Here is a 20,269-nt window from a genome sequence, read left to right on the forward strand (position 1 = left end):
TATTCGCTTACAGAAAACCGTAATTAAATTTTGTAGAACTGGACGCCCCCTTTTTAATTATTATGCCTCCATACCCTACAAGTAAAAAACATACAACAGTAATGCGTGGTATATATAGTTGTCTAATTAATTGCAACTTCACTATAAATCATTAAAACCAGTTAAGTCAATACTGATTAAAAAACAGATCATTATAATGATAAAGAGCCCCCGTCGTTTGGGAGCTCTTTTCTGAAGTATCACTTTTAAAATCAAGCGTAAGGAACATATTAGTCATACCAATACAAACAATACTTAATGTCAAAATACCCCTATTTTAATTCGAATGGATTTGAACAGCATAAGTTCCTGCATCCCACTCTACCTTAGCGCCTAACATTTCACTGACCAGTCTTAACGGTACATATACACTATCATTAATAAAGACTGGCTTTTGATCTGTGGCTATTACTTTTTCATTCACTGTCGTTTGTCCATTAACCGAATTTAAAATTAGCGTAGTAGATGTAGATTCCTTTACGGCAATAACTGATCTCGATGGAACGTCCCAACGTACATTCACTCCCATTTGCTGAAATATTCCTCTTAAAGGAACGTAAGTAGAATTGTTGAGCAGTAAAGGAGGCATGGTCAGATCCATTTCATTATTGTTCAACAGAACCTGAATCAATTTTTTCACTGGCTGAGGCGTGTCAATCATAAAATCTCTAACCCCCAAGCCAGTCTGTCCAAATTCATTCGTTCCCCATGCAAGAACATGACCGTCTTTTAAGAGCACATAATGATTTCTGCTCCCGTTGGTAATCGAAACTGCATTTTGAATACCACTAATCTGCTTAACATTCATCTTATTTTTATCGCCAACTGTCCACTGCCATACGGTCCCATCGGCTTTTACTGCTGAGTCCGTTGTCATCGATACGACATCTGTGAGTCCTGGAATCTGAATCGGCTGTAAAGTTTCATTCTGATTCATATCTGTGTAATTATTCCATAACCAAACGGTACCATCCCATCTCAAAGCTACTCCACTCCACCCATCAGTATCAACAGCTCTATACTCCCCGCCGCCTTTAAGTAGGGTAGGCTTTAGAGCCGCATCCTTTTTAATACCTCTAGTTTTAGATGAGCCCCACACCCACACCTCTCCGCCGTTCCCAAGTGCCACTGAATTATTCGATCCTGCAGCTATAGCTAAAATAGAGGGTAGTCCTTTCACCTGTACCGGTGTTAGCCCGTTTGTCCCCGTGTTGTCACCAAGTTGCCCTTGCTCATTACCTCCCCACGCCCAGACCGTTCCGTCTTTTCGAAGCGCTAAACTATGTGTGTCTCCTGCCGAAACAGAAATCACATCCGTTAGCCCCTTCACTTGAACCGGCTCTACAAGGACTGTCGAGGACTGTGCTCCAGTGCCAAGTTGTCCATGTTCGTTTCCTCCCACAGCCCACACGGTTCCATCATCTTTCAACATCAAGTTATGACGGTAGCCACCTGAAACTTGCTTTACATGATCGATACGCATTTTGACTGGAGTATACGCCGGCGTGGTTGCCCCATGACCAATAGAGCCGTATCCACCACCCCAAGCCCAAGCTGTTCCATCTGCAGTGATGGCATAAGCACTCCTATCCCCCGCATCCAGCCCTGTGATGCCAGACAATAACTTCTTTTCATCCGGGAAATTCACTACACTGTCCGCCTTAACTATTAATGGAGAGACTGCAGCTAGGATAATTGCTGCCCCGACAACTACACTGCCTATTCGTCTTATCTGAATTTTAAAGCTTGAAATTTGTCTTCCCACTTAAAATCACTCCTTTAACATTAGAGGAGTCAAACAATTGGTAAGCACCAACTGGACCTCCGCTGTATTCACTCTCCTTATATAGACTGTGGAATATTATGTGAAGTTGCGAGAAACTGTAATTTTTTAAATCAATTTATACGCATTTAACCTGTAGTTTAGGATTGAAGCTGATTTCTCTTGATTATGTGGCTTAAATCGCTTGTTGCTGCGCTCTAGGTCTCTCGTCCGTCTTTTGACACACGAAAACTTCAAGAGCATAATAAGCATCGGCATATTGCAACGGATTCCCACAACATACAGGGTTAAGCAAAGTTTTAGTGTGTTTTGCACCAGAGAGGATGATAACGAGTGAAAAAAGATTTTCAGATCAAAAACAAACCCTTTCTAATTTTCAGCTTCATCCTGCTCTTAAAATGCGCAGTGGCTTGGTTCGTGGTATTTAGTGACGGTCCTAATTGGAGCATGTTGCTCACAGAGATACCGTTTTTCTTTATCGTATTTGGACTCATTGAGTGGATGGCTTCCAAGCGGAAGTTTCTGTATTACATGATTGCGAACTTATTAATTTCAGTGATTTATTTTGCCGTTCTGATGTATTACAAGTATTACGGCATAATTGCTACTTACCATGCCTTGGAACAAGCAGATAAAGTAACCAAGGTAGGAGAAAGCACGTACTCCTTGCTGGATCCTTACTATTTGTTCATTTTTGTGGATATAGTAGTCTTCATGTTCTTTATGTTCCGTCCGAAATATATTGCGATTTGGAAAGAACGAGGCATGAACCGGCGCATGAACCGAACCGCTTTGCTTGGGATTATCAGCGTTTCTCTTGCGATCTGTGTCTTTAATATTTGGCCGAATCACGCCAGTATGAACGAGAATAAAAAAGCGGAGAGTATGGGGATTCTCAATTATGAGGTATATACTATTTTTGCTGACAGCACGGAAAAGATAGAAATGATCGACAGCAAAGAAATTACGCAGCAGTCTGTGGACGCTACAAAGGCGATAACGGAACCAGTCTCTCCAAAGTATTGGGCAGCGGCTCAAGGTAAGAATCTAATTGTAGTGCAAATGGAATCTTTTCAGAATTTCCTGCTTGGCTTAAGCATTGATGGACAGGAAGTGACTCCAAATCTAAATAAACTTATAGCAAGCGAACATTATTTCAATAACTTCTATACGAATGCGGGGCAAGGAACAACATCGGATGCAGAATTTGTAGTGAACACCTCGCTATATGTTCCTCATCACGAAGTAGCCACTTCCTCCAAGTATATGACTAAGGAACTTCCAAGTCTGCCCAAGCTGATGAAAGCAAATGGATACAACACAGCCACCTTTCACACCAACAGCGTGGAATTCTGGAACCGCAAAACCTTATATAAGGTGCTAGGCTTTGATAAATACTACGATCAGTCCTTTTATGGAGATGATGATCATATCGCATTTGGAGCTTCCGATGAGGTACTGTTTGCTAAGACGGTTCCTGAATTAGTCAAAATGGATGCTAAAGATGATCCTTTTTACGCGATGGTCATCTCTATGAGTGCTCATCACCCTTATAAAATGCCAGAATCTAAATTCAAAATGACGCTGCCTAAACGGTACGAAGGAACCTTGGTCGGCGACTATATTTTAGGCCAAAATTATGCGGATTACGCCATGGGACAATTCCTAGACCAACTGAAGTCCAGCGGGTTATGGGAAGATAGCGTGATTGTCTTCTACGGAGATCATCAAGGTGTATCACTGTATTCCCTTGACGGCAATGAGAAATCATTAATGGAGGAAATGGTCGGACACGAGTATGGATATACCGATATGTTCAACGTTCCTTTCATTGTTCATGCCCCAGGCATAGACCAACCTAATGTATATACCCAAACTGGCGGTCAGATTGACATCTTACCAACTGTAGCTAATCTGTTAGGAATTTCTATGAAGGATCAGCTCCACTTCGGAGAAGACCTAATGAATCAACAGACCAATCTGCTACCTGTTAGACATTTTCTTCCTACTGGTTCTTTTATCAATGACACAAGCTTGTACTTGACCGGTATCGATTATGATGATGGAAGCAACTATAACTTAAACGATGGCTCTGAAACTGAGGGCGGTTCGACAAAAGCACAATTTGATGCCGTTCAGCGCCTCCTGAATATGTCTAATAGTTACATTCTGCAACGGCCAGATATACCTTCAACGGATGATGGCGAACAGAGCAAATAATTGATATTTTCAAAAAAAGAATGCCCCTCAGCCATTGGCCGAGGGGCATTCTTACGTTTATTAAAATAATTAAACCGTTGTTGCAGGCACACTCTCACGAATTGCCCCTTGCTCTACAGGTGCGTTAACCAGCATATACACACGAGATTCGTAAGGGCGTAATGCCACTGTCTCGATCTTCTCGGCAGGGTCAACTTCATAGTTATTCAACAGCAACTCACTGGAGTCAAATTCCAAGTCAAACGGAAGGTCGAATAGCGCTTCCTCTGAAGTCAGGTTTGACATGACCAGCAATTTCTCATTGCCAAGTGTACGAGTATAAGCGTAGATTCGTTCATCTTCAGGCAGGATCAAATCATAGGTTCCATAAACAGTAATAGGATTAGCGGCCCGAAGTGCGATTAGCTTTTTATAATGATGATAGATGGAATCAGGGTCCTGCTTCGCACGTTCTACATTGATCTCCGTGAAATTAGGATTGACCTTCATCCAAGGCTTGCCGCTGCTGAAACCGGCGTTCTCAGAGTCATCCCATTGCATAGGCGTTCTAGAATTGTCGCGACCGTTCTTCCAGATAACCTCCATGACTTCCTCATGTGATTTTCCGGCTTCTGTCTCTAAACGATACAGGTTCTTCATCGCCACATCATCATAATCATCCATCGAATCAAATCGTACATTGGTCATTCCAATTTCTTGACCTTGATAAATAAACGGTGTTCCTTGCATTAGGAAATACATCGTAGCCAGCGATTTGGCCGACGCCTTCCAGTACTCACCATCATTTCCCCAAGTGGAAACTGAACGCGGTTGGTCGTGATTCTCGATAAATAATGCATTCCAGCCTCTGCCCGCAAGACCTTTCTGCCAACGGGAGAGTGCCGACTTCAGCTGCAGAACATCCAAGCCACCCGTAACACTCTTATTCCAAAGGGCTAAATGCTCGAACTGAAAAATCATATTGAATTTACCCTGCTCCTCGCCAACCCACTTTTCCGCTTGATCGACACTAACACCACTCGCTTCACCAACGGTCATAATGTCATAACGATCAAATGTTTCCTCTTTTAGCTCCTGTAGAAAATCGTGAATTCCTTCCCGATTCATATGACCCGCGCCGGACGAAACGAACGAAAGATTATCTGGATTTGGCAGATCAGGAAGACCTGGGATTTTCTTAATATGTGAAATAGCATCCACTCGGAAGCCGTCGATCCCTTTATCCAGCCACCAATTGACCATACCGTATAATTCCTGACGTACTTCAGCATTCTCCCAGTTGAGGTCAGGCTGTCTTTTGGAGAACACATGCATGAAATATTGCTCTGTAGCAGGGTCGAACTCCCAGATCGAACCGCTAAAAATACTCTCCCAGTTATTCGGTTCCTTTCCGTCCTTAGGATCTCTCCAAATATAATAATCACGTTTAGCATTATCCTTGCTTGAACGCGCTTCAACAAACCAAGGATGTTCGTCTGAAGTATGGTTAATGACAAGATCCAGAATCAGCTTCATGCCCCGTGCATGAACCTCGCTTAATAGCTGATCGAAATCGGCCATACTGCCGAAGTCCGCCATAATATCCTGGTAATCTGAAATATCATAGCCATTATCATCGTTCGGGGATTTATAAATAGGACAGATCCAAATGACATTGATGCCAAGGTCCTGTAAGTAATCAAGTTTTGAGATGACTCCCTGCAGATCTCCAACGCCATCGCCATTGCTGTCCATAAAGCTCCGTGGGTAAATTTGATACGCTGTGGCTTCTTTCCACCATGTTCTGTTCAATATATGCAGCTCCTTCGTATTCATATACCCTCTTAGGAAAATATTTTCCTATTCAATTCACGAATTAGTGATTTTCATAATAAAACTTAAGATTATCGACTAAAAAACCATCTATTCAGGGTTTATTTTAGGAAATTATTTTCCTATGCGATCATTATAGGATCTTTTATTTTCCTGGTCAATAACAATCTTTTGGATTCTTGAAGCTATCCGTGATATGCTTGTGATATATTCTAGAACAATTACAAGCTTGGAAAGTTATGGTGATATTCTTGAAGGTAAAAATTAAAGATATAGCCAAAATGGCTGACGTTTCGATAGCTACCGTATCAAGGGTTGTCAATAACAGCAAACCCGTTAACGAGGAAGTTCGTAAGCGTGTTTTGGAAGCCATGAAACAAATGAATTACCGTCCTAATGTCATCGGTTCAGATGCAGGTAGATCGGATACTCCTCTAATTGGTGTCATAATTCCGCAGAACAGTAATACTGTGCTTGATGATTTCAATATTGGCATACGCGACCTCGCTGAACTATATGGCTATGATGTTTTGGTCGGATTAACAGACGGAAGTGTTACTAGTGAACTTCATTATTTGAACTTATTCCACCATATGGGGACTGAGGGTTATATATATGTGGGCTCGGTTCCGAGTAAGGCGCATCTGGAGATTATCCAGAAATCCGGTTCACCTTGCGTGTTAGTTGGAGAACAATCTAAGATTGATTCGATCCCTTCTGTTCATCTGGATAATGTTACCGCTTCCTATGAAGCCGTTACTTACCTGATTCAAAAAGGACATAGAAGTATCGGCATGATCCGGGTATCTGGAGACAATGCCGTGGGTGGCGATCGATATCGCGGCTATCAACAAGCGCTTATGGATGCAGGCATTACCTTAAGAGAAGAATGGGTAGTAGAAAGTGGAATGGCTGTAGAAGATGGAAGTGACGCTATGCGCCGGCTTAAGGATAGCGGGGAGCTACCTACTGCGGTTTTTTGCTCCACAGATTGGATAGCTGTTGGGGCGATGAATTTCCTGATCGATAACGGTATTCGGGTGCCGGAGGATGTTGCGGTGTTCGGATTCGATAATAGCTTTATCGCTTCTGTCGTTCGGCCCAAGCTGTCCTCGGTGGAATACTCCGGAACGGAGATTGGAATGACCGCTACCCGAACCTTAATCAAGCTGATTAAAGGGGAGTCAGGTATTCAGCATCATGCAAATGTAGCTCATTATTTAGCGATTCGGGAAAGTACGGGCTAGGGGAAACATCCCCTACCCCTATTTTTTACCCTGAAGATATTATTGTGTAAATCCTACACGGGCGCGTTCCCGTCCTTTAGTATCTAGTGTGATGGAACAGACGGAAGTAATGGGAATATACAGCTCTTCGAATTCTGTCCGATATTTGATGAACTTCTCACTTACCGTTTCCAAAATGCCTTTTCTTGCGTTAGAGCCATCTACAAAATAAATGGTTACCTCTTTGCCCTGCAAAGCTTCTAGCATAACCCGCTTCACTCCTTCGTCCTACAGATTTGTGATGACTTTGTCGATAATTCCGTACTCCACTGCTTCATCAGCTGACATGAAATAATCTCGATCCATATCTTGCAGTACCTTTTCCACCGTTTGTCCCGTTCGGTCCGCTGTAATTTGGACAAGTACTTCCCTTAGCTTCAAAATACGTTTAGCTCTAATCGCAATATCACTGGCCTGACCCTGCGCTCCACCATGTGGCTGATGAATCATAATCTCACTGTTTGGCAGCGCATATCGTTTACCCTTGGCTCCAGCTAACAATAGAAGTGAACCAAAGGAAGCCGCCATCCCTGTGCAAATCGTGTTCACCTGCGGTTTAATAAGCTGCATCGTGTCATAAATACTTAATCCTGCTGTTACGGAACCCCCTGGACTATTGATATACATGTGTATATCTTTATCTGGATCCTCTGCTGATAAGAACAATAGCTGTGCGACAACACTGTTCGCCAATTGATCCTCAATCTCCGCTCCTACAAACACAATTCGATCCTTTAGCAGCCGTGAATAAATATCGTAGGATCTTTCCCCTTGATTCGTTTGTTCAATGACATAAGGAATGTACGCCATACGTATGCGACCTCCATCCGTTAATTTTATTTTGAAATCTAACCTGTAAACGGATTAGTCTTTGGAAAGGATACGTTAGACGGGCAAAATATTATTTTTATTATTGCGTATCTTAATTTAGAGTTCATTCGTTTATTATTAGAAGTAACCGAAATCACTTTACCGGAAAAGGGGTTATGCAGAGTGATCAGCCTTGAGAAGCTAAGCGCCGGCCATGAACCGGATGAGAATCATACCAAGTCTTTGCAAATGGCCTTAAAGCGGTATTGCCTTGCACTGACACAATCCCCGTGGGAAGCCGAAGATTTGGCTCAGGATACGTGGGTCAAAGCACTGGGCTATATGAAGACTGCCGAACATTCAAAGCAAATGAATGAACATAACCAAATGAACAATACAAATCAATCGAATCATCCGAATCCTGAGGCACTACTCCTGCGGATGGCCAGAAATACCTGGATAGATATTGTACGGCGAAAAGCCACGTTGTCGCGGTTGCTGGAAATGGATCAACCACGGACAGAGGAAGCAGCAGGGTATGGTTTATTTGAGATTGAGGCTGCTTTTCAAGCCTTACAGAAGCATTTATCTCCTCTGCAGCAAGCGGTCTTCCTGCTTCGCGATGTATTCGGACACTCCGGTATCGAAGCTGCCGAAATTCTCGACACCACGGAAGGCGCCGTCAAAGCTGCTCTGCATCGAGCCCGGCAAGCCCTCCCTGCCGTAAGACAAGAGCTTCTTCAATCGGAAGGCCCCTCGTTGCCGCAGAACATGGAATCACAAATTGCCTTGAGTCTCCTTGCATCCGCCTATGAACAAGGACAAATTACCGAGCTGATTGAGCTTGTCCTTGCAGATGAAAGACAGGAAACTGTAATGGCCGTGTCTAGCCAAGGCTTCCAGAGCTTCCAGAACTTCCAGAACTTCCAGAACTTCCAGAACTTCCAGAACTTCCAAAGCGTTCAACCTTTCCAGTCCAGCGGATTCAGCTCTATGGGCTGGAACTATTCCGAGCCTGGAATGCGGATTGCGGCTTAGTCTTTTGTAACGCTATTTCGTAATGCTGGAGTTAGCTAAATACATCAGGTTACGTTATAACCGAACAAATATTAGCTTTGAAAAGTGTAAGTTAAGTGAGTTTTGATGAGATGTTTTGATGAGATGATGAGATAGGTAAGTTTTGTGAATTCGGTGAGTTGGGTGAGTTTGTGTGTTGTTTTTCGACTGTGAGCTAAGTGACGTTGCAAAATGTGCAATAGAATCTACGGAATTAACGCTAAAAAACGAATCTGCTGCACTATCTGCAATAGATTCTTAATAAAGGTCGCTTTTAAAGCAATTTCTCATCTATTGATTGTATAAAGTGCAATAGAATCAAATGCTGAACAATACAGTATGACTTCTATTGCACAAAGTACAATCACACGAATGAAATCCCCTTACATATCTTTATGCGTAACGTTTTCAAGCACAATCCCCCCTGCTTTCTAACGGAAGCCTTAAAATAGACTTATAAATAAACATTAGTTTAGTTAGGAGTGGCATCATATGAGGAAGATTCTTATCTTAGGCGGCACCCGCTTTTTTGGAAAAAGATTAGTTGAACGATTGCTACAGAATTCCATAAACGACGTAACGATACTGACACGCGGGGAAACAAGCGATGCTTTTGGAGATCGCGTTCACCGTATCCATGCGGACCGTTTCCAAGCAAACGAGCTCGCTCAGGCGTTAGGAGATACACTATGGGATGTCGTGTTCGATAATATTTGTTATTCACCGGATGAAGCGGATCAGGCACGCCGGATTTTTGATGGTAAAACAAAACGGTATATCCTCACCTCAAGTTTATCCGTCTATGATTTCAGCGAAGAAGCTCTAACCGAGGACATTTTTGATCCTGAAACATACCCTATCCGCTACGGAGGGCGGAATGATTTCACCTATCAAGAGGGAAAAAGACTGGCGGAAGCCGTCTTCATGCAGCAGTCCACCTTCCCAGTCGCCGCGGTTCGCTTTCCAATTGTGCTGGGAATAGATGATTATACGCGAAGACTTCATTTTCATATTGAGCATGTCCGTAATGAGTTGCCTATTGGCATACCGAATCCCGAAGCACAGATCTCTTTTATCCGTTCGGATGAAGCTGCTGGTTTCCTATATTGGCTCGGTTGTAGCTCTACTATGGCAGGACCGTTCAACGCTTGCTCAGTCGGTACGGTTAGAATTAAGGATATTCTCACAATGATTGAAGAAGAAACTGAGAAACACGCCATCATCCAGAACCAAACCGCAGACGAGCATATGTCACCATTCGGAATTGAACAATCCTGGTTTATGGATACGACAAAAGCCCAGTCAGCAGGGTACAAGTTTCTCAATCTAAATAACTGGCTCCCAGAGCTAGTCAGCTCTCTGAACAAAACCTACGAGGAATAACATAGAACCCACACACAGGCCCCACCACTCATTCTTCTATGCGACAAAAGCTACCCCCAAGTAGATATCATCTACGAAGTTGGTAGCTTTTTCATTTTACATAACCTCTGCGAATATTTCAGATAACTGCACTCTATACAACTAAATCAGGCCAGCCAAGCTTATGTTCGACTTTAGTCATTTCTCGGAGAAATAACTGCACTAAGTACAACTAAATACTCTTTAAGGAAAACACCTCCTTTAATAGCTGCATTAAATACACTTAACGCGCAAAAATAGGTAGTTAGAAGAATCTCCCCTCTAAGCTACCTTTTTACGTTACAGAGTTAGTGATTCACGTCGCTTCCGATATGCGAGCAGTCAATCAAACCTTCTCCTATGCGGAGATTGTCAAATAAGACCGCTCCTCAGTCGTGTCATCGCCAGTTGAGTCACTGTCATCTCCAGCAATCATCTCGTCCACTAAGTCCGAATTAATCTTGAAAACGTTGATTTCCTTGAATAGTTTTTGCGAAATCTCATTAATCTCAACGGCTTGGCGGGCAATATCATGAATTGCGTTGTCCTGTTGCACGCTAGAGGCATTCACTTCTTGAACCCCTGCCGCAGTTTCCTCAGCAATGGCCGCCACGTTGTGAACGGACTCTGCGAGTCTACGATTCATAATCTGAGTCATATCTACCTTGTCATGGATTTGCCCAATCTGCTTACTAATCTCAACAATCGACTGGTCGATCGCTTCAAAGGATGACAACGTTTCAGCCACTTTTTGATCCTGTTCTTCAAGGTTTCCTTTTGTCTCCAGCATATATTGTTGGAATTCATCCATTCCGGCTTGCAGCTCATTAATAATCTGGCCAATATGTACGGAGGACTCTTTGGTCTGATCAGATAGTTGTCTCACTTCATCTGCTATGACAGCAAAGCCCTTCCCATAAACTCCCGCCCGCGCCGCTTCAATCGCTGCATTTAGAGAGAGAATATTGGTCTGGTTAGAAATGTTTGTAATCGATTTGGTTATTCTGGAGATATCCTTCGATTGGTCGCTCAACTTGGTTAAAGCAAAATAAACCTTATTCACAGATTCACGTGAGTGCTCTGATACCTCGCGTAGAGCGATAACTGATTCGGAGCCTTTTCGAGTATTATGATTAGCCGTTTGACTTGTCGATAGCATAACCTCGGTATATTCCGTAATTTCATGTACTTCCCGTTCCAATTCCTGTATCAAGCTTGCGCTTTGCTCCGATTGTCCAGCTTGCTGCTCGGCACCTACAGAGATTTCCTGTATTGTAGTTACGATTTCTTGATTCGTATGAGCGGTGATCGATGAAGATTGTTGAAAAGAGTGCGAATAAGTCGCGAGCGAAGAAGCTACCGATTGGGTTTGCTGAAGCATCTCTCGTACCCGCAACACCATATGGTCAAAATGATGACTCAGACTTCCTAGCTCATCGTTATATGGCGAATTAATCTGCTGCCGCAAATCCCCCTCTGCAATTTTACGTAGAGCTGCTTGCAGTTTATTTATAGGGTTCAGGAAGGAACGTATAAGCATAACTGCAATAACAAGTGTGAAAATGAATACTAGGATTGCTGCATAAGCCCCCATAGAACTGGTCAGATTTAGTAATTCAAAAGAATAATCTTGGGCCTTCTCTGCGTTCTCTGCTGCTGCGGTATATAGTTTCTCATTGGTCTCCAGCATAGCTTTATTCATAGCCAATGCCTTCGTATGTAATTCATCTATTCGTTCCAGAACGGCCATGGGATCAAGCTGCTCGTCCTTTATGGTATTCACTAATCCGTCAAAATAACCTGTATATCCTCCAATTTGATTATGTAACTGCGCTAACGCCTTAGACGCAGGCGAGTCTGTTTCAAACTTTACTTTGCCCAATTCCTCCATTAACTTTGTCTGTTTGTCCTTAAAAGGTTGGGTAAACTCTAAATCGCTAGAACCCGCTAGAGAGGTTTCCACACCGTTCATTTCTTGGAGCAGTTGAGTAATTGCGGATACTGTAATTCTTTTTTCCATCTCCATTTTTTGCGTTTCCATAGAGATTTCTACTTGATTGATTTTATAGTTTTGGTATAGCGCTACTCCTAAAAAGAATAGTACTACGGCAGAAAAACTCAAGATCAACTTCCACTTCATTGATAGATGCATAGACCTAGCCTTCAACATTATCATCCTCCGTATAAAGCCTCATATGGCAATAGGTACTTTTTACTAATAACTAAATTGTAGAAGCTGTACATTAAATACCGGGCACAGTTTTGTATGAGAAATGTAAATTATATCGAATATACAGACACAATTAAGTCCTTGCAATTGACGTAACGTTAAGTGCTAAAATACTTCTCATAGGGCGCCTTATCAATCTATAGAACGGGAGTTGTCTATGAGTGGATTTGTGACTATTGATAAGCTTTCTACGCGAATAGGGCTGACGAGTCGGACGTTGCGTCACTGGGAAGCACAAGGATTGTTTAAAAGTCACCGAGAAGCTAGCTCGGGTTGGCGAATTTATGATGAGCACGCAATCCTCGCCATTCGAATTACCGCATTATTAAGAAAGCTGGATATTAGTATTAAGGATATCGGAACTGTCCTACAGAACATGTCCGTTCAGTCTCTATATGAGATACTTCTTCAGCAAACCGCTTCCATTCATAATGAAAAATCCGAACTTTCACAAAAAGAACGCGAAATCCGCTTTTTTCTACAATTGATATCCGCACGTATGGAGGAACCCATAACTAACCATTTGTTATTAGCGTTGAACGAAAAGTCATGCAATACATTGGATGATTTGAATGAGAATGAGAATGAGGAGGTTCTATCTATGACAACGATTAAACACTCTCCACCTATCCATGTAAGATTCATTACACTTCCACCTATGAGATTTGCCTATCATATTGCAGTCAGTACATCTCCAGAGGATGAAGCTATGCTACCCGTCATGGAATGGTTGGAAGCTAACCATCTCTTAGGGACGGCACGCCTATTTGGTGGAAATACGAATCCGCATCCTAGCGGTGAGAATAACCCTTATGGCTATGGATTCTGTGCCTCCATTCCTGAAAATGTAGAAATACCAAGCCACCTTAAAGAGATGCGCTTCGACGGCGGTCTCTATGCGATGACGGAAAGCAGTGATGATATCTACGGCTCATGGCAAGAACTGATGAGTTTTTTGGACAATAACATTGATTATCAAGCTGACCACGATTCAAGATTATGTCTTGAGGAGCATATCCGTAACGATAGTCCCAAAGGCAGCGGAAATGAGTATGTATTAAATCTGCTGGAACCTGTAAAAAAGAGAGCATAGAACAAAACGCTCCCCTTTGCCCATCATGGCATTGGAGAGCGTTTCTATTGTCATCAAGAAATATGATGATCGCTTATGATTGGCTCAGCTTTAACAGCTTCGCTAACATTTGAGCTATTTCTTCACGGGTCGCTGTATCTTTTGGAGCAAAGTTATGCGCCGAACTTCCTGCAGCGGGCTTTCCTGAAATAATTCCTGCCTGCCGAGCAGCTGTGGCTGCTTCAAGAGCATAAACGCTTATCCACTTCTGATCCGCAAAAGCTGAACCGTCGCCACTTACTGGCAATGTCCAGTTCATAGCTTTCGCTAATCGTATGATCATGACAGATAGCTGCTCACGAGTTACATTTGCCCGAGGATCGAACTGTCCTTCACTCACTCCGGTAACAATTCCCTTGCGATTAGCCCAAGCTACCGCTGCCGCATAATAATCGTCAACCTTAACATCTGTGAAGTTCCCTGCTCCTTCTGTGCTCAGATCAGCACCAGCCAAGCGAGCTAAGAGCAAAGTAACATCTGCTCTGGTTAGTTGACTCTTAGATCCGAATTCACCTTCACTGATGCCGGTAATTACATCCCGTGCGGCCAAGTACGTAATAGAATCCTTAGCAAAGCTGCTGCCAATATCAGAGAAGCTCACTTTGTTGTACCCTACTGCATACGTGGAGAATTGTGAAGATCGGAAAATTAGTTGTCCTGTTGCCGCGTTATAGCTGCTGCCTGCTAGTACAACCGCTTGCCCCGCATTCATCAAATCATAAGCTACGACTGCGTTAGCATCCTCATTTGCTCGTAGTGTATACGGCACTGTTATTGTCGCAAAACCAGCACCTAGGTTAGATAGACGCTGACTGCCAGCCGAAATCGCCAGATTTATTACTGGACGACTGCCAATCACTGCTTGGGCTTTGCCTTTCTCCTCAGTGTCCGTACTACTAATGGATAGTTTAATGTCCTCGCCCTTTGCTGCTGTGTGCACAGCTGAGAGTGCATTACGATCCAATGTTATCGTACCGATTCCTGCTTCAAATCCAACAGACTTTGCAGTACTTCCTGCAAGTGCCGCAAAAGCACTCGATGGGAAGTTAAGTAGAACTTCACCTGAAGCTGCATCTACGTTAGAGCGGAACACAATCTGTCCATTTGCAGAGTTACCTAGAGATTTTAGTGCCCCAGTAACCATATCCGAAGTTATGGAAGCCACTAAGTTGCCTTCTGCATCCTTAGAAGCCTTAATCTCTACGATAATCTTATTACCATCTGAGTTTACAGCTGGCGTCGTCGACTCTTTAACCGGATCTTTAGTCGTTACCGTTGTACCGGGTCCTGGATTTGAAATCACCGGATCTGCTGTAGCTACAGTCACAGTAGATTCAGCTACGCCATAACCATCTGCGCTATAGGCGGAGATAACCGCTGTTCCCTTTGCCAAGGGAGTGACCTTTCCGTTGTTATCAACGGAAGCAACACTTGAATTCGAAGAACTCCAAGTTACCACATTCGATCCACCCTTAGCAGGAACTACGCTCGCCTCAAGCGTTGCTGAAGCTTCGCCAACCTTCAATGACAGAGAAGTCTGGTTCAGAGTTACCTTTGATACATTCAACTGATAAATGGCTACTGTACCGCCAACCTCATTCGCTACGAGCACTAATGGCCATCCTGTCGGGCTTGACGTTGCTGGAATAAATTCGATACCTTCTGGGCCAGTGTCGGTTTCAATGGTATTCGCAGGCGTGAATTCACGTGTATTGATATAGTTCACAAAGCTCGGCTCCATTGGATTCGTCACATCATAAGTCATTAGGCCGCCAATTCGCTCAAGACCAATGAAGGCCAGCGCCTTTTGTCCAACTTTGCCTACCTTGACGTACTCAGGTTCTGGTCCTTTTTTTGTGCTGCGGTTATCCATCGTCGTGTTACTGTTACTTGCATTGAAAAATTCTGGCAGGCGTTCTCCGGTAATCTTTTCAAAGTCGCTGCCACTATCGTAGACCTGTTCCATAGAATCTGCTTCCCAAATGGAAAATGAACGGCCTCCATACAAGTAAATCCCATCATTGCCCATGTCAGACATAACTTCTACACTATCATATTTATCTTTATTTTTATTCAGAAACTCTGCTGCTTTTGAGTCGGGATTTAACGAGCCCTTCATTTTTTTGACCGTGCTCACGTTCACTTTACTATCCCATTCCGTTGCGTCACCTTCGTTGGCCGTGAACAGATAAGTTTTACCTCCAACCGTGTACTGATCTATCCCATCAGGCATATACGTACCCAAGAATGGAACATTTTCTAAATTCACTTTCTTATCTTTTACCAGGTCCAGTTGATTGGTAGGAAGGCTTAAATCCTTGAAGCCTAATCCGTTGACCCATAGAACCTTCTTGGAGGCAATATCGATGGCAGCAATCGCATTATTTTCTTGAAGCGCTACATAGGCAATGGTCTGGTCATCAGAGAGTACCACAAACTCCGGCTCCAGATCACGTACCGCATCCTTCTTTTCACCTTTGCCCGTAATCTGTTTAGTTACCGGATCAGCTACTCCACGAATATGGACAAGATCGTCAATTACATCGGGGTTATCGAACTTCACCAGAATTGAAGTGTTCTTGAGCGTATCAATAATCGTTACACTACCCTCTGGATCACCAACTGTCGTGCGCGGTTCCGCTTCGTCCGCTGTCAGAATGTAACGGCCATCATTGGTATACTTCACCATGTCCGGCTGTACTCCAGCTTCATAAGAAGTCAGCAATTTACCATCATAATCGAGCACAAGAACCTTACCGTTCTTCATAGCATCTTCTTCTTGAATGGCTACCGCAATCCGTTTAGTAGCGGTATTGATATCTACACTTGTCAGGTCTCCGTATGTAAATCCATCCACTTCGGATAGCTGTTCTACGTTAATACTATATTCTTTTTGCGGATTGGAAGGGTCCTTGAGATTCACAATATCGACTGTTGCAGGGTGAGATGAACCATTAACGAGGTAGAACTTGCCGTTATCACGGTTAAACTTCACGATCTCCGCCACGCCGCCATCTTTATTCGTCACGCCTACAGCGTAACCACCAATCTTTGTTACACTGAGAAGATCTGGAGTCAAAGGTGCTGCGGCTTCCGCCACATTCAGTAAGAGATCAGCTTCTGTCTTCTTCCGAGGCGTCGAACTGTCATACACAGCGATGCTGACGGTAGACGCTCCTACTTTCGTCGGTGTTCCACTAATATTTCCTGATGCTGCATCCAGCGATAGACCGTCTGGCAATCCAGCAGCTTCAAAAGAATACGGCTGTACTCCCCCATAAACGGATAATGATACCGAATAAGGCGATCCGACTTTTGCTTCTGAAAGATTCTTGGTAGCGATGCCTAAATCAGGCACTTTTACACTCCATTGTCCATCTGCACTGTTATGAGGTTTAAACAATGCCCAGGAAGAAGCATCCAGAGTGTCAAAGCTAATTTGTTTGAAATCTGCTTTATTGTTATCTGTATCCACAAAATCAACGCGACGGACTGATTTTTGCTTGGAGGTACCTTCCGTTTTACCCGTTGGGTAATCCACTTCATATCCGTCAATCGTCGCATTATTATCATTGGCCGCTGCACCAATCATGTCCACGTAACTGCTTGGCATCGTTTGAAATGGGTTCATAACCTGCAACAAGTCTGTACTGCTTAGCAGAACAACCTTCATACCATTGTTATTAAAATACATCCCTGGCCAGGACTGATCACCTATGGCACTAATATCTTCCTTGTGTTCTGTATTGTTAGCATCATCGGTAATCAGATAAGAGGAATGAGCCTTAATTGATCCGTTCAAATCCAGCTTACTCCATTGTCCAGCGAGCTTAGGATCCGAATATTGTACAGACCAACCCGCTAGACTAACATCTGAATCGGTTGGGTTATATAACTCAATGTAACCTTTCGAGAAAAATCCACCTGATGCATCGGCAGTGTTACCCCCACCATACACTTGATTAACAACAATATGGGGAATGTTCACATTGTACTTACCGTCTGCCGTATAAGGCGTACCTGATTGAACGGATGCTGCCACTGCTGGACCTGCCATCCAAGCGGAACCTAACAACATCTCAGCTGTTAGCATAAGAGAAACAATAGCTTTACCTGTGGGTTTCAAGTAGATTTTCACTCCTATTGATAGTTTCTATCAATATAGAGTAATAGTATTATCTAACCTGCAGATTTGCGTAATGGTGATGTAAACATTCTCTATGCAGTAGCTGGAGTAATCTTTACAAAGATAAATCGTGTGAGCGGCCCAACTAGAATGATTTGCAGTGGAAGTGCAACAATAAAATTCTTACCTATCGCAGACAAATAAGCCATCGGTAGTTCTGAGGAGAACCCGACATGCAGAACTGCGCCATAGAAGGACATAAACAGCACCATTCCAGTTACCATAAAAAAGGATATGAACATGATTTTTTTGATCATTGGATCATTCTCTTTAACCAACTTATGTGCAATCCCTTTCGCAACCCTACCTACAACAAAGACATCCAGAATAAATGCAACTATAAATGCAGGTACGTAGCCGATGATCACATCTTTAACTACTGTACCTGACCAGCCCTCCATCAGCGCTACATTGTAAATGCTCATACCCAGCACCATTAAAGCACACATAATGAACGTAAATAATAATGCTTCTTTTTTGTTTCTTCCCATCTTTTCCTCAGACTCCTTAGTGTTCTCTTAGTATTGTCAACTTGGATTACAATATCACAGCGCCTTAAACTAAGTCAACCAAGTTGACAATAAACACAAATGACTTATACTTGGATTAACGAGCGATGATTTAGGAGTGTTCACATGGACAACCATCTGCAAGAAATGAATCTAATTGATTTACTTAGTGAGAAGCACCTAGTCTTACGTAAGATTGTGACTGACCAAGACCCGGATCAAATCAACAAAACTGAATCTCATATCCTAGCCGTTCTTGAAGCACATCAAATGCTCTCGATCTCGGAAATCAGTAGAATTATTAATATTTCTAGGCAAGGTACGCATAAAAGCATTCAAGGACTGTTATCCCGTAACTATGTGGAAGCCGTTGAGGTCGAAGGAAATCAACGTGACAAAAACATCATCCTTACCCAGAAGGGGATCGAATGCAATCAAAGAATGATGATCACCAAAATCGAATTAGAGCAAAGAATCGCTAACAAGCTTGGGGCAGCTAACGTAGAACTGCTTAAATCTTTGTTAAAAGAAGAATGGCTCTAATCTCCAGCAAAAAGAGACGCAGAGTTCTCCACCCTGCGTCTCTAAAAAGATTCAATTATTTTCCGGGAAATTGTCGTTAATTAGCTTTCAAAGCACTGTTTGCCGCGCTCTCCCCTCCAAGACGACCTGAGGTAAAGGAGTATAGCAACGCCGTTTCCAACATAAGTATCGTTAAACAACACGCCTTCAGATTCAAGACCTACAGCAAACAATCCTTTCACAGGCGTCCGTTTATCATTCAGAACTTGGAACTTTGTATTTACTAGCAAGCCACCAACAGAACCCAAGTTATTGATTTCAGCAATGATTGCGTAATATGGACCTTCTTCGCCCATAGATTCTAAGTACTCAGTTGCTTTACTAAACTCTGTATCTACACCAGTTTTTGTCGCTTCTTTATAACTATTGTAATTTTCTACAAACACATCTACATCCATTCCTGCATTTGTTGCTAATTCCTCAATCGTATTCCCTTTGAAGCCATCTCCGTTCTCCACCATCGAATCAAATACTTTCTCGACATTTGTCCAAGGGTTCTCAAGCGTAAATTGATCGGCAAACCCGGCATAGAATTCAGGTGGCATTCCTGGAAGACTTGGTGCATGAACACCTTGCATTCCCTTGGTCTGAAGTGAATTTAATTGGGATTTCGAGACGATAACCATATGATATGGTCCATTAAATGCACTTGTATTCGCTGCTGCAACCGAAGTTAAAGTCGCCGCTTCATCTCTGAATCTTGCGCCAGAAGTACCTACATTCATAAAATTCGGAAGATACGTTAACATGAGTGGATAACTTGCTTCAAAAGGCTCATATTGTGCTTTAAGACCTTGTGTTGCTCTAGCCAACGTTTGGTGCAGCATTTGTCCACCGAAGTTGTCCGGCACCTTGGCTCCAGCTTCCCATGCCATCTTAAGCCCTTCCCCTACGTTCTGTCCTAATCCACCGTTAACCCCTTCGAAACCAAACGCCTCTTTAACCATTTCTTTATTTGCAGCATAACCACCTGTTGCCATCACGACACTCTTCGCTGAAATTTCAAGCGTTGTACATCTACTCATTAACAAATCTCTTGCATCTAAATCATTAAAATATCTTAATTATTGCTGTTATCTTTAGTGGGCTTAACAATATCATGTTTCTCGTATAACCTCAGCGTATCTGCAGTTACACCGAGAATGGAAGCAAATTCCCCTATGCAATATTTCAACTGATGTCCCTCCATCCATTTCATGCATACCCAGCCACATTAAATGATA

General features: G+C 43.0%; 15 protein-coding genes. 6 read left to right on the forward strand and 9 right to left on the reverse strand.

What is annotated here, in order from left to right; all coding sequences use genetic code 11:
• Window positions 1–316 precede the first annotated feature (316 nt).
• Window positions 317–1,804 carry a stalk domain-containing protein gene (locus tag UQ64_RS16095; RefSeq protein ID WP_060624456.1) on the reverse strand — a complete coding sequence of 496 codons (1,488 nt, stop codon included), beginning with the start codon at window positions 1,802–1,804 and terminating at the stop codon, window positions 317–319.
• 351 nt (window positions 1,805–2,155) lie between these two features.
• Between UQ64_RS16095 and UQ64_RS16100 the strand changes: the two genes are divergently transcribed.
• The gene (locus tag UQ64_RS16100; RefSeq protein WP_060624457.1) at window positions 2,156–4,042 is read left to right on the forward strand and encodes an LTA synthase family protein; all 1,887 of its coding nucleotides are present in this window, start codon (window positions 2,156–2,158) and stop codon (window positions 4,040–4,042) included.
• 69 nt (window positions 4,043–4,111) lie between these two features.
• On the opposite strand, the gene UQ64_RS16105 is transcribed toward UQ64_RS16100, so the two are convergent.
• The gene (locus tag UQ64_RS16105; RefSeq protein ID WP_060624769.1) at window positions 4,112–5,833 is read right to left on the reverse strand and encodes a glycoside hydrolase family 13 protein; all 1,722 of its coding nucleotides are present in this window, start codon (window positions 5,831–5,833) and stop codon (window positions 4,112–4,114) included.
• A gap of 272 nt (window positions 5,834–6,105) precedes the next feature.
• Here UQ64_RS16105 and UQ64_RS16110 point away from each other — a divergent pair, with 272 nt between their 5' ends.
• Window positions 6,106–7,101, forward strand: a complete 996-nt coding sequence (locus UQ64_RS16110) for a LacI family DNA-binding transcriptional regulator (RefSeq protein ID WP_245238021.1) — start codon at window positions 6,106–6,108, stop codon at window positions 7,099–7,101.
• A 39-nt stretch (window positions 7,102–7,140) separates the two neighbouring features.
• On the opposite strand, the gene UQ64_RS16115 is transcribed toward UQ64_RS16110, so the two are convergent.
• On the reverse strand, window positions 7,141–7,347 hold the full coding sequence (locus tag UQ64_RS16115) for a hypothetical protein (protein ID WP_060624458.1): 207 nt from the start codon (window positions 7,345–7,347) through the stop codon (window positions 7,141–7,143).
• A 21-nt stretch (window positions 7,348–7,368) separates the two neighbouring features.
• Window positions 7,369–7,950: an ATP-dependent Clp endopeptidase proteolytic subunit ClpP gene (gene clpP / locus UQ64_RS16120; protein WP_060624459.1), complete on the reverse strand. Its 582-nt coding sequence runs from the start codon at window positions 7,948–7,950 to the stop codon at window positions 7,369–7,371.
• Window positions 7,951–8,133: 183 nt separating this feature from the next.
• Between clpP and UQ64_RS16125 the strand changes: the two genes are divergently transcribed.
• Window positions 8,134–8,988, forward strand: coding sequence for an RNA polymerase sigma factor (locus tag UQ64_RS16125; protein ID WP_060624460.1), 855 nt, complete (start codon window positions 8,134–8,136; stop codon window positions 8,986–8,988).
• A gap of 510 nt (window positions 8,989–9,498) precedes the next feature.
• Entirely contained in the window at window positions 9,499–10,389 is an 891-nt protein-coding gene (locus UQ64_RS16130; protein ID WP_060624461.1) for an NAD-dependent epimerase/dehydratase family protein, read from the forward strand.
• Window positions 10,390–10,765: 376 nt separating this feature from the next.
• On the opposite strand, the gene UQ64_RS16135 is transcribed toward UQ64_RS16130, so the two are convergent.
• Window positions 10,766–12,547, reverse strand: a complete 1,782-nt coding sequence (locus tag UQ64_RS16135; protein ID WP_209445813.1) for a methyl-accepting chemotaxis protein — start codon at window positions 12,545–12,547, stop codon at window positions 10,766–10,768.
• A 247-nt stretch (window positions 12,548–12,794) separates the two neighbouring features.
• On the opposite strand from UQ64_RS16135, the gene UQ64_RS16140 reads away from it, so the two are divergent.
• A complete protein-coding gene (locus UQ64_RS16140; protein ID WP_060624463.1) occupies window positions 12,795–13,730 on the forward strand; it encodes a MerR family transcriptional regulator in 936 nt (311 codons plus the stop codon).
• A 73-nt stretch (window positions 13,731–13,803) separates the two neighbouring features.
• Here the strand turns inward: UQ64_RS16140 and UQ64_RS16145 are convergent, their stop codons facing one another.
• Window positions 13,804–17,895, reverse strand: coding sequence for a choice-of-anchor I family protein (locus tag UQ64_RS16145; RefSeq protein WP_060624464.1), 4,092 nt, complete (start codon window positions 17,893–17,895; stop codon window positions 13,804–13,806).
• Between the two features lie 92 nt (window positions 17,896–17,987).
• Window positions 17,988–18,446: a DUF2798 domain-containing protein gene (locus UQ64_RS16150; protein WP_060624465.1), complete on the reverse strand. Its 459-nt coding sequence runs from the start codon at window positions 18,444–18,446 to the stop codon at window positions 17,988–17,990.
• 144 nt (window positions 18,447–18,590) lie between these two features.
• On the opposite strand from UQ64_RS16150, the gene UQ64_RS16155 reads away from it, so the two are divergent.
• Window positions 18,591–19,007 (forward strand): MarR family winged helix-turn-helix transcriptional regulator, encoded by a 417-nt coding sequence (locus tag UQ64_RS16155; protein ID WP_060624466.1) that lies wholly within the window; start codon window positions 18,591–18,593, stop codon window positions 19,005–19,007.
• An 80-nt stretch (window positions 19,008–19,087) separates the two neighbouring features.
• Here UQ64_RS16155 and UQ64_RS16160 read toward each other — a convergent pair whose 3' ends face one another.
• On the reverse strand, window positions 19,088–20,071 hold the full coding sequence (locus UQ64_RS16160) for an FAD-binding protein (RefSeq protein ID WP_245238023.1): 984 nt from the start codon (window positions 20,069–20,071) through the stop codon (window positions 19,088–19,090).
• A 35-nt stretch (window positions 20,072–20,106) separates the two neighbouring features.
• A complete protein-coding gene (locus UQ64_RS32190) occupies window positions 20,107–20,244 on the reverse strand; it encodes a MerR family transcriptional regulator (RefSeq protein WP_245238025.1) in 138 nt (45 codons plus the stop codon).
• Between the last annotated feature and the right edge of the window lie 25 nt (window positions 20,245–20,269).

It is taken from the genome of Paenibacillus etheri (genome assembly GCF_001012825.1).
Lineage (GTDB): Bacteria > Bacillota > Bacilli > Paenibacillales > Paenibacillaceae > Paenibacillus_AQ > Paenibacillus_AQ etheri.